This is a genomic window from Variovorax gracilis, from assembly GCF_030317115.1.
In the GTDB taxonomy this organism is placed as follows: domain Bacteria; phylum Pseudomonadota; class Gammaproteobacteria; order Burkholderiales; family Burkholderiaceae_C; genus Variovorax; species Variovorax gracilis.
This window is the reverse complement of record NZ_JASZYF010000028.1, coordinates 63,099-77,339: the sequence shown is the minus strand read 5'-3', so window position 1 is coordinate 77,339 and position 14,241 is coordinate 63,099. Positions and strand designations below refer to the sequence as shown.

At 62.3% G+C, this 14,241-nt stretch carries 12 protein-coding genes and 1 pseudogene; 9 read left to right on the top strand and 4 right to left on the bottom strand.

What is annotated here, in order from left to right; all coding sequences use genetic code 11:
• A pseudogene (locus tag QTH97_RS30345) lies at positions 1–1,055 on the top strand (IS30 family transposase); the annotation flags it as partial.
• Here QTH97_RS30345 and QTH97_RS30340 read toward each other — a convergent pair.
• Positions 1,027–1,293 (bottom strand): hypothetical protein, encoded by a 267-nt coding sequence (locus QTH97_RS30340; RefSeq protein ID WP_286572309.1) that lies wholly within the window; start codon positions 1,291–1,293, stop codon positions 1,027–1,029. The pseudogene QTH97_RS30345 and the gene QTH97_RS30340 sit on opposite strands and share 29 nt — an antisense overlap.
• Before the next feature lie 40 nt (positions 1,294–1,333).
• On the opposite strand from QTH97_RS30340, the gene QTH97_RS30335 reads away from it, so the two are divergent.
• From QTH97_RS30335 to QTH97_RS30305, 7 genes are all read left to right on the top strand, one after another.
• Positions 1,334–1,756, top strand: a complete 423-nt coding sequence (locus QTH97_RS30335; protein WP_286572305.1) for a hypothetical protein — start codon at positions 1,334–1,336, stop codon at positions 1,754–1,756.
• A 298-nt stretch (positions 1,757–2,054) separates the two neighbouring features.
• On the top strand, positions 2,055–3,290 hold the full coding sequence (locus tag QTH97_RS30330; protein ID WP_286572304.1) for an AI-2E family transporter: 1,236 nt from the start codon (positions 2,055–2,057) through the stop codon (positions 3,288–3,290).
• A gap of 204 nt (positions 3,291–3,494) precedes the next feature.
• Positions 3,495–3,749, top strand: a complete 255-nt coding sequence (locus QTH97_RS30325) for a hypothetical protein (protein ID WP_286572303.1) — start codon at positions 3,495–3,497, stop codon at positions 3,747–3,749.
• On the top strand, positions 3,746–3,910 hold the full coding sequence (locus QTH97_RS30320; protein ID WP_286572302.1) for a hypothetical protein: 165 nt from the start codon (positions 3,746–3,748) through the stop codon (positions 3,908–3,910). The genes QTH97_RS30325 and QTH97_RS30320 overlap by 4 nt, the downstream gene beginning before the upstream one ends.
• A gap of 100 nt (positions 3,911–4,010) precedes the next feature.
• Complete coding sequence (locus tag QTH97_RS30315; protein WP_286572301.1) at positions 4,011–4,370, top strand: sensor histidine kinase; 360 nt, start codon at positions 4,011–4,013, stop codon at positions 4,368–4,370.
• Positions 4,371–5,571: 1,201 nt separating this feature from the next.
• Complete coding sequence (locus QTH97_RS30310) at positions 5,572–8,724, top strand: PAS domain S-box protein (RefSeq protein WP_286572299.1); 3,153 nt, start codon at positions 5,572–5,574, stop codon at positions 8,722–8,724.
• A gap of 818 nt (positions 8,725–9,542) precedes the next feature.
• Positions 9,543–10,019: a transposase gene (locus tag QTH97_RS30305; RefSeq protein WP_353655676.1), complete on the top strand. Its 477-nt coding sequence runs from the start codon at positions 9,543–9,545 to the stop codon at positions 10,017–10,019.
• Positions 10,020–10,368: 349 nt separating this feature from the next.
• Here QTH97_RS30305 and QTH97_RS30300 read toward each other — a convergent pair whose 3' ends face one another.
• The 3 genes from QTH97_RS30300 to QTH97_RS30290 all read right to left on the bottom strand — a co-directional run bounded on the left by QTH97_RS30300 (position 10,369) and on the right by QTH97_RS30290 (position 13,573).
• Positions 10,369–11,748 carry an FAD-binding oxidoreductase gene (locus tag QTH97_RS30300; protein WP_286572298.1) on the bottom strand — a complete coding sequence of 460 codons (1,380 nt, stop codon included), beginning with the start codon at positions 11,746–11,748 and terminating at the stop codon, positions 10,369–10,371.
• 474 nt (positions 11,749–12,222) lie between these two features.
• Positions 12,223–13,014, bottom strand: a complete 792-nt coding sequence (locus QTH97_RS30295; RefSeq protein WP_286572297.1) for a hydroxyacylglutathione hydrolase — start codon at positions 13,012–13,014, stop codon at positions 12,223–12,225.
• 73 nt (positions 13,015–13,087) lie between these two features.
• Complete coding sequence (locus tag QTH97_RS30290; protein WP_286572296.1) at positions 13,088–13,573, bottom strand: VOC family protein; 486 nt, start codon at positions 13,571–13,573, stop codon at positions 13,088–13,090.
• A 430-nt stretch (positions 13,574–14,003) separates the two neighbouring features.
• On the opposite strand from QTH97_RS30290, the gene QTH97_RS30285 reads away from it, so the two are divergent.
• Positions 14,004–14,234, top strand: a complete 231-nt coding sequence (locus tag QTH97_RS30285; RefSeq protein WP_286572295.1) for an AbrB/MazE/SpoVT family DNA-binding domain-containing protein — start codon at positions 14,004–14,006, stop codon at positions 14,232–14,234.
• Positions 14,235–14,241 lie beyond the last annotated feature (7 nt).

The following is a 14,241-nucleotide window of genomic DNA, read 5'->3' as shown; positions in this document are numbered from 1 at the left end:
GACAGCCAGAAGGCCCTGATGTGGGAGCGCTGGAAAGCAGGCGACAGCCTTCAACAGATAGCCCAGTTGTTTGATCGATCGCATTCGTCGGTCGAAGGGATTCTGTCCCGAACCGGCGGAATACCGCCGCCAGAGCGGTGCCGGTCCTCCTTGGCACTGACCTTGGCCGAGCGCGAGAAGATCTCACGTGCTGTGGTGGCCGGCTTCTCAATTCGAGCGATCGCCAGCATGCTCGGGCGAGCGCCATCGACTGTGAGCCGGGAGATCAAGCGCAACGGTGGTCGAGAGGGCTACCGGGCTGCTCAGGCCGACCAGGCGGCGTGGGACCGCGGGCACCGTCCCAAGAGATGCAAACTGGCAAGGAACAGAGCCTTGGCGCGCATCGTGGCTGCCAAGCTCCAATCGCTGTGGGCGCCCGAGCAGATCGCGGGGTGGCTCAAGCATAGTTATCCTGGCGACGAGGACTTCCAGGTGTCACACGAGACCATCTATCGCAGCCTCTTTATCCAAGCCCGTGGGGCCTTGAAGAAGGAACTGCTGCAGCATCTGCGACGCACGCGGGTCATGCGCCGTTCGCGCCATCACACGCAAAACACCGATAACCACGGAAGAATCGTCGACGCCGTTTCCATCAGCGAGCGGCCAGCCACGGTTGAAGATCGAGCAGTTCCCGGCCACTGGGAAGGCGACTTGCTCTTCGGAAGCGCCAACAGCCAGATCGCCACGCTGGTTGAGCGCCAAACGCGATACGTAATGTTGGTCAAGCTGGATGGCAATGAAGTGCCACGCATCGATACGTTGATCAGGAAGATTTGACAAAAGAGTCCTCATAGAAGGTGTACTTCTGCGATCCGCAGAACCCATGGCAGCGCGGAAGCAACGAGAACACGAATGGATTGCTCAGGCAGTACATGCCGAAGGGCATGGACATCTCAGGGTTCTCACAGCTTCAACTCAACGCGATTGCGAGACAATTGAACGAGAGGCCGCGCAAGACGCTTGGCTTCCATACACCCGCTGAGATGTTCAGCGAATGTGTTGCATCGACCGGTTGAATCCGCACTTCGGAATTTGACCTTCACTCTTCGCTTCTTTGCCGTTCATCATCATGTGGGAACGGCTGCTACCGCGTGTCGCGATGCGGGCAATCCCGGCGCTGAGCCTTGAGCTCCGTCCGATTGAAATACCGACGCCATCGCTGCGGCCGAATTGCGGGAGGGTGGCGATCAGAAGGGTTACTCGGCTGGTTGGCGGGGAATAGCGATCGTGGCGCGTAGGATGACCTTCGGGCATGGTCCGCGCTCGATCAACGGCTTTCGTGAAGGAGCAAGCGATGTCAGATGCGATCCAAGATATTGAGGAGCGTGCGCGGCTCATCGCGAGGGCAAAGGTCGAGAAGGATCTGGAGGGACGCCCAAAGACTCTAGCGCGCAGAGACAAGAGTGGCTTTCATCAGCCTGTATCAGCCACAAAGGGCCAAAAGGTGCGCGCGCTGGTCTGGAGGTCCCTCGCATACGCGCTAGCGGTCGCATTGTCCATCACCGCTTGTCTCGCATTGACCCTCGTAGCTTGGGACTATGACAACCTGAAGCAAGGAATTCTGGGGTCCTTCGCCCACTACTTTGCAAAAGCGCTTTTCATGTTTCCGCTCGTCCTGGCGTGCACCTGGGCGCTCTCGTACCGCACCATGCAGAACAACCCGAAATTCCAAGACGGCGTAATTACGAAGTCTGGAACAGGAAGTGATCGCACCTGAGCGCTGATGCGACCCCGGGCCTCCCGATGACGCGCGCGGACCGCTGCGGGCACCAAGGCCCGCTTCGTGAAACACAGGCACGCGTGCCGCGGCACAATGCACTCCGGGATGCTCCGCGCAATGATCGCCACGGTTTGGCTAGACCAGGTTTGGCGCATGACGGAGTCATAGCGGACTTCCTCTGGTGCGTGTCGGCGCACTGTCCCACAGCTCATGCGTACGCATGGGCGCATCCTCGTTTGATTCGCGGCTGGGTGCCTCGTCGCCTGCCGCCATCCCTCTCGATCGGATTTCTTCGATGAACACCGCCAGTGTGCAGCGCTCCGTCTTCTTCATCTTGCTTGCAGGAGTGACCCTCGGATTCCTCTGGATCCTGCAACCGTTCTTCGGCGCGGTGATGTGGGCAATCGCCTTGGCCATCCTTTTCAGTCCGTTGTACAGGAGGCTGAGCAAAGCGATGGGCCGACGCAGATCGCTCGCGGCGTTGCTGACGCTACTGCTGTGTACGGTGGTTGTCGTGTTGCCCCTTGCCGCTGTCGGCGCTTCCCTGGTGCAGGACATCATGGTGTTGAGCGACAAGATCCAATCGGGACAGTTGAACTTTGCCGCCTATTTCGAGCAGATCGTCGCCGCCTTCCCACGTTGGCTGACGAATCTGATGAACCGCTTCGGCCTCGGCGACATGTCCGGCATCCAGCAGCGTATCGAAGGCCTGGCAGCCCAAGGCAGTCAGTTGATCGCATTTCGGGCGCTCAGCGTCGGACAGAACACCTTCGAGTTTGTGGTGAGCTTTGGGGTGATGCTTTATCTGCTCTTTTTCATGCTGCGCGATGGCGCGGAGCTGTCGAAGACGGTACGCGATGCCTTCCCATTGGCCAAGCCACACACGCACTATTTGCTGAACAAGTTCACGACCGTGACCCGCGCGACGATCAAGGGAAATGTGGCCGTGGCGGTCGTGCAGGGCGGGCTTGGTGGCGTGGCCTTCTGGTTCCTTGGTGTGCAGGGCGCGCTCGTCTGGGGAGTGCTCATGGCGTTCCTTTCGCTGTTGCCCGCCATTGGTGCAGCCCTGGTCTGGCTGCCGGTGGCCCTTTATCTGCTCGCCATCGGGTCAGTGCTCAAGGGCATTGGGCTCATCGTCTTTTGTGTCGTTGTAATCGGCTTGATCGACAACTTGCTGCGACCCCTGCTGGTGGGCAAGGAAACGCAGATGCCCGACTACATCGTCCTGATGTCCACCATCGGAGGTATGGCGATCTTCGGGATCAATGGGTTCGTTCTCGGCCCGATCATTGCAGCGCTATTTATGACAGCGTGGTCGCTGTTCGCCGAGATGAGGCAAGCGGACACGGAGACGGCCGAGGCGGTCCAAACATCCGTCGCCGATCGACTCGGCGATAGCGAAGTTGCAGTGGTCACAGCTCCTCTCGAAGGTTTCACGCCGGCGGCAGTGCAAACCCCCTCGACCTCAGAGTTGCCACTGGTGTCGCAGCCCTTCAAGCTCCACCGCATCCATCCGGTTCCGGCCGTGTGACGCGGCGCTCGGCCCTGATGTGTGACCTCATAGCTGATCCGATCCCGATCATGGCCGCTTCGACCGGCATGGGGTGCGCGTAGGCGGTTTCCTACAAGGCGCATACTGGTGGCCATGCGCCTTAGCCAGTTCATCGAACAACCTCGAGCCGACCCTCGACAATGGGAAGCGTTAACGCGGACGATGATTCCGCCCGCGGAGACCATGTCCGTCGACGAACTGCGTGACCATGCGAAGGAAATCCTGATCGCCATTGCGGATGAGATGGACACCACACAGTCCGAGCCGGAGCGTGAGGCCAAGTCCAAGGGCGACCCAAGCGTTCTCGAAGAAGTCGTCCGGTTCAACGAAAGCATCGATCGAGGGCTCGCCGAGGCGATGGTCGCCTATTTGGAACGCGTAGCGAATTCCAGGGACAGCTTCCTCGCCCTGCTAGGGCAGACCTGCGCAATCCGTTGAGCGCGCTCGGTTCATGCATCCAGTGGCTCGGCCTGGTCAAGGAAGCGCCGGCGCGCGAACGAACGCTGCGCATCGCCAAGCGAAGCATTGCCTCGATCAACGAGATGGTGGCGGAGCTTCTCGAATACACGCGCACCAGCTGGGCCGCGGGATCGATGTGAACCCCTCGGACGGAGATCTGGCCGTCCTGGTGCAAGAGGTTTTCGACGAGGTTTCGGCGGCCTACCCGACCGCTTGCTCGATGCCGAGATACCTGAGGCCGTGCAGTTCAGCTTCGATGCGGCCCGCATGCGCCAGGTCTTGACAAACCTGCTGGTGAATGCGGTGCAACATGGAGACGCGGCCTTTCCGGTGCAGCTCATGCTTGCGCAGGAAGCGAATCGCGTGACGATGGTGGTTCGCAACAAGGGCGTGCCAATTCCGCCGGACTCGATGCAGGTCATGTTCAATCCACTCGTTCAAGTGGCGGCGAAGGAGTCCGAGCCTCATGAGCGCCCAGCGACCAGCTTGGGCCTGGGCCTCTATATCGCCCGCGAGATCGTGAGGAGGCACGACGGCACTATTGCCGTGACGTCGTCCTTGGACGAAGGCACAGCGTTTGCCGTGCAGCTGCCTCGCTAACCGTTGAGCTACGCAGTCGCTGGATATGCAAAAAAAACGATCGCAGTGTCGAGTTCGGCGCGACTGGAAGCGGGTGCGCCTGCACTGATTCGTACAGGGACTCGGCCCGCCGCATCTCATGAAGGCTGGGCGCGATGCGACGGGGCGACGTCTCGCGCCAAAGACCGTGCGCATTTACCCCGCCGCGATCGGAGCAGCCAGCCCCTTCGGCCATATGAACGTATTCATGTGGAGGGGTCTGCAGATCGATGCAGAAATTGTCGATGCGGTCACGGAGCCAACGAATCTCACTGCGCCGAGACGCTCAAAAAGTCGCCACAGGGCTTTGAGGCGGGACGGCGAAGGTCTTCCTCGCTGCGTGTGGCGGCTGCACCGAAAGTAGCGCCTAATAGGTCTTTGCGCGGAAGGTGTTCTCATGACCCAAGAAATCCTCAAGAGAGTTGGCGGGGGGCACTTGCCGATGAATTTCTTCACACTCGCGGACATTGAGGGCCTTCAGGACTTGCGGGCCGCAGGCTACCTCAGGGTGCGCTTTGGGCCCGCTGCCCGAGGTCACCAGACCTCGGCCACGGTCACCGGGGTCACGACACTGGGTCGCGCGGCGATACGGTACTTCGGGTATGAGTTTGACGCGCGCCAATAAAGGCTGCTCCTGTGACATCGCGCATTGGGCTGATCGTTACCGTCAAGCAGCTGGGGCCGCATGAATTTTGTTGGTCGCTGGTGAGGCAGCAAAATAGTGGCGGCCCTGCTGAGTCGGCCTCATCGGAACCTGCGGCCTATGAGCAGGCGGTTGATGCAGGCTTTTTCGCGCTCGATGTGCTGTGCTCCCGAGAGCAAATCACATAGGTTTTTGCTTCGACGTGCGACCGCAGCAAACGGAATCTGCTGGGTCGTGCGAACGGGTCTCTTCAGCAGCCCTTTCCGGCCATTGAAATGCGGAGGTCATCCAAACCAGTGCAAAGCCGCTCCTGACGAAAGCTTTCCACGGCCGCGGTTGGCCTATTCCAAGCCGTGCGGATGCAGTCGATCGCAATTCGTAGAGCTCGACGACAGGAAGCGACCAGGGCACGGGGGCAACCGGTTGACGCCAGGTTGTCAGTGCCGCCTGTACGCCGTCACTGGAAGCGGATCTGGGGCCGCGCTGGGTCGTGAGGGCTGAAGCAAGGCGCGGTGCCGGCCCTCACAGCACGAAGTGCCGTTGTCACGCCTGTGTCCTACGAATGGGAAGGGTTTACGCTTCCGCACCGCGCAGGAATCAAGGGTAGAAGTCGCGCGCAAAGCAAGTGCCCTTTCGGCGTCTGCAAACCGACCGGTAGTATCTGCAGCCCAGCCCCTGATCGAGGACAAAATGCGAAGCGACCGAGCGCCACTGCCATTTCTGACCGGAGGCGGCGAAATTTCCCGGCTGATAGGGTCGTTGGATTGGGGGCGTACCGGGGTCGGGCCGATTGATCAATGGCCAGCGCACATGAAAACGGCCACGTCGCTGATGCTTCGATCGCTCGTTCCTATGGTCATGCTCTGGGGCAGAGATGGCGTCATGGTCTACAACGATGCGTATGCCGCCTTCGTGGGCGACCGCCATCCGCGCCTGCTGGGCTCCAGCGTACGCGACGGCTGGGACGAGGCTTCCGATTTCAACGACAACGTCATCAAGGTCGTGCTGGCCGGTGGCACGCTCAGCTACCGCGACCAGGAGTTGATGCTACAGCGGCAGGGGCAGGCGGAACCTACTTGGATGGACCTGGACTATTCGCCGCTGCTGGACGATGCCGGCATCCCGGTCGGCGTGATGTCCATCGTCGTGGAGACCACGGGCAAGGTGATGGCAGAACGGCACCTGCAGCGAGAGAAGGAACGACTGGCGCAACTGTTCGAGCAGGCACCGAGCTTCATGGCCTTGCTGTCAGGGCCATCGCATCACTTCGAACTGGTGAATCCAGCGTACATGCAGCTCGTGGGACATCGCCAGCTGTTCGGGCGCACTGTGGCGCAGGCGTTGCCGGATGCGGCCGAGCAGGGTTATGTGGACTTGCTCGACAAGGTGTTCCGGACCGGGGAGGCGTATGCCGCCAACGGCGCGAAATTCGCCATGCAGACGCGGGAGAGTGGCCCAGTGCGTGAACGCCATGTCGACTTCGTCTTTCAGCCCATCCGCGACGTAGCGGGTGCTGTGACGGGCATCTTCGTGGAGGGAGTAGATGTCACCGAGCGGATGGCGGCGCAAGTCGCGCAACGTGCGAGCGATATGCGCCTCGCGCTCGTTGTCGACGGCGCCAAGGACCATGCGATTTTCGCCACCGACGCCAACGGCGTCATCACGGACTGGTCATCCGGCGCCGAGGAGATCTTCGGCTGGCCGGTGCAGGAGATCATCGGGCACGCGGTGTCGGTTCTCTATACCGTGGAAGATCGACGCGACGATGTGCCCAGCCTGGAATTTGCCACCGCGGTTCGCGAAGGCTGCGCCAACGCTGAGCGCTGGCATCTTCGCAAGGACGGGACGCGGGTGTTCATGAGTGGCTCGTTGCGGCTCCTGCCGGCGACGATAGACGGCGGCGCGGGCGGCTTCCTCAAGATTGCACGGGACGAGACCGCACGCCAGGTCGCCCGCGGCTTGAGTGACGCCTTGGCCGACTTTCCCGAGCGGCTGCGCGACATCGACGACCCCGATGAGATCACCTATGCTGCGGCGCGACTTCTGGGCGAAACCCTCCAGGTCAGCCGCGTGGGCTATGGAACGATCGATGTCGCAACCGACACACTGCACGTCGACCGCGACTGGACGGCGCCGGGCGTGGAAAGCCTGGCGGGCGATACGCCGCTGCGCCACTACGGGTCCTTCATCGAGAGCCTGAAGCGCAAGGAGTTCATCAGCATCGTGGATGTCCGGCTGGACGACCGAACATCGCAGGCGTCCGGTGCGCTGGAGGGGCGCAGCGCCCGTTCGTTCGTCAACGTGCCGGTGGTGGAGCAAGGCCGGCTGGTCGCGGTGCTCTACGTAAATGATGCGAGCGTGCGTCATTGGTCCTCGGATGAACTTGCCTTTGTGCGCGAAATCGCCGAGCGCACACGCTCCGCGGCGGAGCGCGCGAACGGCGTGCTGTTGCTGCGCGAGGCCAACGAAACGCTGGAGGCCAAAGTGCAGGAGCGCACGCGCGAGCTGATGGCCGCCGAAGCTGCACTGCGCCAGTCGCAAAAGATGGAAGCCATCGGCCAGTTGACCGGCGGTATTGCCCACGACTTCAACAACCTGCTCGGCGGCATGAGCACTAGCCTGCAGGTGCTCTCGCGTCGCCTCGGCGCCGCCAAGTTCGACGACGCTGAGCGTTACATCGGCATGGCGCAGGATTCGGTTCGTCGCGCCGCGGCACTCACGCATCGGCTGCTCGCGTTTTCACGCAGGCAGACGCTCGATCCGAAGGCCCTGAATGCGAATCGGTTGATCGGCGGCATGGAAGACCTGGTTCGCCGAACGATGGGCCCGAGCGTCGAGGTGGAGGTCGTGGGTGCGGGCGGGCTTTGGTCCACGAAGGTCGATGGCGCGCAACTCGAAAGTGCCTTGCTGAACCTTTGCATCAACGCGCGCGATGCAATGGCGCCTCATGGCGGCAGATTGACGATCGAAACCGCCAACAAGTGGCTCGACGCGCGCTCTGCGGCCGAACACGACCTGGCGCCCGGGCAGTACATCTCGATTTGCGTGACCGATACAGGGACGGGCATGTCGGCTGCCACGATCGCGCGTGCCTTCGAGCCGTTTTACACGACCAAGCCGATGGGGCAGGGCACCGGGCTGGGCCTGTCGATGGTGTACGGCTTCGTCAGGCAGTCAGGTGGGCAGGTGCGGGTCTATTCGGAACTGGGTCAGGGCACCACGATGTGCCTCTACCTGCCGCGCCATGTCGGCGAAGCCGAATCCGAGCCGGTGCTGCTGCCCGAAGAAGCGTCGAGCCCGGGTGAGGGCGAAACCATCCTGGTCATCGAGGACGAGGCGTCGATCCGGATACTGATCATCGAGGAACTCGAGGAGGCTGGCTACCGTGTGCTGTCGGCCCAGGACGGGCTGGCCGGGCTTCGCGTGCTGCAGTCCGGCACGCGCATCGACTTGCTGCTGACCGACGTTGGCTTGCCCGGCGGCTTGAATGGCCGGCAGGTCGCGGATGCTGCCCGCGTGACGCGGCCCGCGCTGAAGGTGCTATTCATCACCGGCTATGCGGAAAACGCGGCGGTAGGCAACGGCTTGCTCGAGCATGGCATGGAGGTGGTCACCAAGCCCTTCGACATTGCGGCGCTGGCGCGCAAGGTCCGAGCCATGGTGGAGACCCAGGCGGTGCGCCCCCCGATCTGAAATTCAAGTTCAAGCGGACGAGGCCGTTCTGGGCGCCCGGACGCTGACCATATAGGTCGGGGAGTCAGGCGCATTCTGTGGCCCCGTTGCGAGGGTCGTCGCATGAGCGGTCCGCGCGGCCCACTCGCGAGCAGGACGTAGGTCCGGCGGAAGCGGAACCGGTGTACAGGGTGACACGGCCCAGCGCCTCAGGACCCGTCCGCCGGCTCGGGTTAGGAGTTCGATGAACGGCAATGAGGACCATCTACAGGCCGGGGCCAAGTTTGAAATGGCGTTTGAGCGCCTGTCGCTCGAACTGGAGCCGCCGGGCGCCGGGTTGTGATGAGAGGTCCGTGATCTCGAAGCGGCAGTGCAACTGGCGCGGGACGCGCTCGACGAGATCGAGGCGGCGTACGGGCGCGGCTAGAGTTGAGTCAAGTTTCCATGGGGCCCCGACTACCACGCCGCCCGGTGCGAACGGCGGCCGCTCGATCGGGTTCCAGTACCGCGATGGCTCAGTTGATGAAGGGGTGTGAGCCCGGGCTGTGTCTGAAAAACCGTGAACCGGTCATAGATTCTGAGATCGTATGGGCGCCTGAATGACCGCTGTCGGCGACACAGCGTAGGGCAGCAATCGCTGGAGACTGTGTGAAAACTCTCTGGTGCTCGCCCATATTGAGTCAAGCCGTTCGCGACGAGGTGGTCATGAAGCGATTCATCGAGGGTGAGGACCGGCATCAAGTCACGCTGTTGCCCTAGTGCCTGGATGACTTTGTCTGCGAAGACAAGCCGGTGCGTGTTGCGCCGACGCCGGGATCAAGGCGTACGTGCCCAAGGTGATGACCTCCAATGCGGCAGCCCACGGGCGATTCAGCAAGGATGACTTCATCTACATCGCCGGCGACGACGAGTACCAATGTCCTGCGGGACAGCGCGCGATCCACCGCTTCGCGCGAGAAGAAGATGGTCTCCTGATCCACATCTACTGGACAAGCGCGTGCCCCTCCTGCCCGATCAAGCGACAGTGCACGACCAGCAGCTTGAAGGATCAGGCGCTGGGAGCACGAAGAGATCATCGAAGCGGCAGGACGGCGCCTGGCCCACAAGCCGGAAATGATGAAGCTACGCAAGAGCACCGTGGAGCACGTGTTCGGAACACTCAGGCACTGGATGGGCTCGGCGCGCTCCTGACCCGCGGCAGCGGGAACGTCGCCACCGAGATGAGCTTGAACGTGCGGGCCTACAACATGAAGCGAGTCATCAGCCTCGTGGGAATGGCCAGATCTATGAAGGCAATGCGGCTTGCGGGGGCCTGAGCCCCTTCATACACGCTTCCAGTCCCCACGGTTCAGCTTCCTAGGCCGCACCCAGCCATCCAGGTCCAGACGGGTGCCAGAGGCGCTCTCCGTCACCCCAGCGTCCGCCGGCAATCCACCGATGTGTGTTTCCACACGGCCTCACTGCCTAGAAGCGCCACAGCGGGCGCTGTTGGAGGGCAGGATAGGGCTGAAGGAGCCCTCTTTCGCCGGATTGTCAAATTGGATACTGCGACGTCCTGGCGACGCAGCCAATCGCCGCTCCGCAACGCACAGGAGATACGCATGACCACGAATTCACAGTCGGGCACCAACGTGCAGTTAATCGCATTGCACGTCGACTACCATGCTACGGCTTGATATTTTGGTTCATGTGGAACAGGTTGCTCGGGTCGTACTTGCGCTTGATCGACGCCAGCTTGTCGTAATGCGGTCCGAAATTGTCCTTGACCCGGCCCTGGTCGTCCTCGGCCATGAAGTTGATGTACCCGCCTGCCTGCGAGTGGGGCTCCAAGGCTTTGTAGTAGTCCTTCACCCAATTCGTGTTCCTGGCGTTGTCAGCGGGATCCGGCCACATTCCGGCGATCACGGTCGCGAAGCTCGCGTCGCGATGGCCCCATGCGGTCGCGTCCGGCTTCACCCGGTGGCAGGCGCCGTTGATCGGGTAGATGTGCATCGTGGAGTTCACGACCGGCACCTGCGGCCCGAACCGGGCGTGGGCCTCGATCGCGCCATCCGTCAACTCGGTGGCGAATGAGGCCTTCCAGTAGTGCTGCAGGCCCGGAGGCAGCAGCGCATCGAAAAGGCCGTTGATCACGTAGTACGGCATCGGCGCGACCATCTCCGCAACGACCGGCGCCGCGCCGCGTATCTTCGCGAATTCCGCGTCGGCCTTGTCCATCGGTCCGGCCCAACAAGAGACGATCGCAATGAACGTCTTGCCATGGTCCTCTGTTTTGATGAAGGGCAGTGGCGGGGCGATCTGGAACGCTGGAAACAGCCCCATTTCCTCCGGCGCCTTCGCCACATAGTCGCGGTAGAACTGCAACACCTCGCGCACCTTTTCGATCGGATAGAAGAAAATGCCTGCCGTAATGTCCTTGACCGGGTGCAGCTGGTACTCGAACGAGGTCACCACGCCGAAGTTCCCGCCTCCGCCGCGGATTGCCCAGAAGAGATCCTCGTTCTCCGCGGCACTGGCCACGCGGAACTGCCCGTCCGCCGTTACGAGATCCGCCGAGAGCAGGTTGTCGAGCGATAGCCCGAACCCGCGCGTGAGGTAGCCGATGCCGCCGCCAAGCGTCAGCCCGGCGATGCCGGTCGAGCCGATGATTCCACCGGTCGTCGCCAAGCCGAATGGGTACGTCGCGTGATTGAAGTCGGCCCACAGGGTCCCGCCGCCTGCCCGCGCCGTCTTACGATTCGGATCGATCCGCACGCCTTTCATCTGCGAGAGGTCGATCACGACGCCACCTTCGCACGTCCCGAAGCCAGGAACGCTGTGCGACCCGCCGCGCACCGACAGATCGAGGCCGTTCTCGCGCGCATAGTCGACCCCGGCCATCACGTCGCCAACGTCGACCGCACGGATCACGACCGAGGGCCGCCGATCGATCATTCCGTTGTAGACCTTGCGCGCCCCTTCGTAGCCGTCGTCGGTCGGAGTAATCACCTGCCCGCGAGCGCGCTCCCGAACATTGTCGATCGTCGGCTTGGCCATCGTTGTCATCGCCGCACCTCCGTTTCTGTTGCAAAACTCGGGCCAACAATATGCGCCCGATGAGAAGCGCAGTCAATGACGCAGTTCGGGCCGGCGTAGCGCGCCATCTCTGCGAACTCCCGCTGCTGCGCCGCGCAAGCCATGCGTTACCCGGCCATCCCGGTGCGCGCGACATCGCGGCCGCTGAAAGCAGAACGGCCGACTTGAAAGTCGGCTTCAATGCGGGCGAGCAGCCGCTACGGGCCCGGACTCCCACTTCGCCGGCCAAGAGAGCTGTCGTTTGTGGCAGCACGTGTGCCACCCGCGAAATCCGCTCCACCTCGCGCCGGAGTGGAGCGCATGCGCGTTTGGATGAAGAGCGACGCCTCCAAGACCGTGCTGAGGCGGCAAGGGTCCTACGCATTGGTGCTGAACCAACTGCCAACTGGCGAGGACGAGCACTCGGGCAGCAGCGGAACGAATTGAGGACGGGGACAGCCAGGCTCACCACTTGTTGCGCAGCTCGCGAAGCTTGAGGAACACGGTCTTCGGATCCGGGTTCTCGGGCAGGTCGGAAAAGACTTCGCGGAGCGCCGCAATGACACTCGGGCTGGACAGGCGCAAAAAGGTGTTGATCTGCTTCTCTTCTTGCAGCGTCGTGACGCGGCCATGCGCCGGGTCTTGCCCCGCCACATGGGGCAACAAGGCCCTGGCGGCCACGTTGTCGGGCTCGCGCGCGAGAGTGAAGCGCAGGTTGTTCTCCATGTAGTCGTGACCCGGGTAGACGCGCGTGTCGGCAGGCAGTTTCGCAAGCTGCTCGACGAAGGTGGTGTACAGGTCTTCCGGATTGCCGCCGTTGTGGCAGTTGCCCGCCCCCGCATTGAACAGCGTGTCGCCGGAGAACAGGGCCGGGTTGTCCGTGTGGGAGCGCAGGCAGATGTGGCACATCGTGTGGCCGGGCGTGTCCATGCACTCGAGCTCGACGGTCTTGCCGACCTTGATCACGTCGCCGGCCTCGACGCCTCGATCCACGCCGGAGATGCGAGAGCCCGACTTGTAGTGCGCGATCACCTTGGCGCCGGTCGCTGCGACGACGGCCGCATTGCCGCCGGTGTGATCGTGGTGCTCGTGCGTGTTGAGGATCTGCGTGATCTCCCAGCCGTTGGCCTTGGCGGCGGCCAGGTATCTCTGGTGGTCCAGAGGATCGATGGCGAGCGCCTCGCCGCTCTCGGGGCAAACGATCAGGTAGTTGAAGTTGCGGTATGCGTTGCCGGTCCAGATGCGCTCGACGATCATGGGTGGCTCCAGGTGCCCGGGGTCAAGCCGGAAGCATAGCGCCCGCGGCTCAGGCTTGCATCGGCTGAGCGCCTCACCCCTTCGCCTTGGCGGCCGTCCAACGCTGCAGCGCGTCGCGCGCGCCATTGGTCCTCGGGTCCATCAAGGCATCGTGGCTGGCACGCTTGGCGCACAACTCGATCACGTAGCCGTTGGGATCTCGGAAGTAGATGGAGTCGATGAAGCCGTGGTTCGAAACACCGCGCGTCTCGATGCCCTGCGACTTGCCCTTTGCCAACATGTCGGCCAACACCGGCGCATCGACCTCCAGTGCGATGTGCAGATCAAAGTCTTGCTGGGGCTTGAAGTCGAAGGGCATGTCGGGCGCCTCGAAGAAGGCCAGGTGTGAGCCGTCATCGAGCCGATAGAAGGTATGCAGCACGTTGGTCGCGCGGCCGGTCTTGGTCTCGCGGATCTCCAGGGTGCCGACCAGGGGCAAGCCCAGGAAGTCCTCATAGAAGGCGCGAGTCTGTTCGGAATTGCGGCAGCGGTAGGCGTTGTGGTGCAGTTTGCGGATCATGGCAAGCGCTCCTATGGTCTGGGCTTCTCCTCGGCGGAAAACCTGCGGCAGCGGGTGGACACGATGATCTTTGGGCCCGCCACCCACAAGAGGGTCAACCCGGTCCATTGAACCTGATTGGCGAACTTGAGATGCGACGAGCGGCGTCGAAGTGTTCCGAAAGCTCGGCGATTACATGGCAGCGCCCGAAGAGAAAGGCAACCTTCGCTGTTGAGCGACCGGTGTCGACGCCACAGCGTGAATTCACCCTGCGGCACGGAAAGACCGCAACCGCTGCGAAGCCGAGGGCCGAAGCGCGACATCGACCTCCGGCCCCTGGACTGCGCAGATGGGTGCTCGGGCAAGACTTCGGTTGGCACCGTTGCTTTCGTAGATGGTGCTCCCCTGTTCTTGTACCTACGATCCGGCTTGTGGATACAAGGAAGTAGACATGCAAGTCGCAAAGTGGGGCAATAGCCTGGCCATCCGCCTGCCCATCGCCTTGGTCAAGAGGATGAATCTTTCAGAAGGTGATGAGGTGCACCTGAGCGTGCGTGGCGCGCGCGACCTGAGCTTGGTTAGGAAGCCCGGGAAAGAGGACATCGTCGCCGCTTTGCGCGAGTTTGAGGGTCGCCTGCCAGTGGATTTCAAGTTCGATCGAGACGGTGCCAATGGGCGCTAGGGCGTTC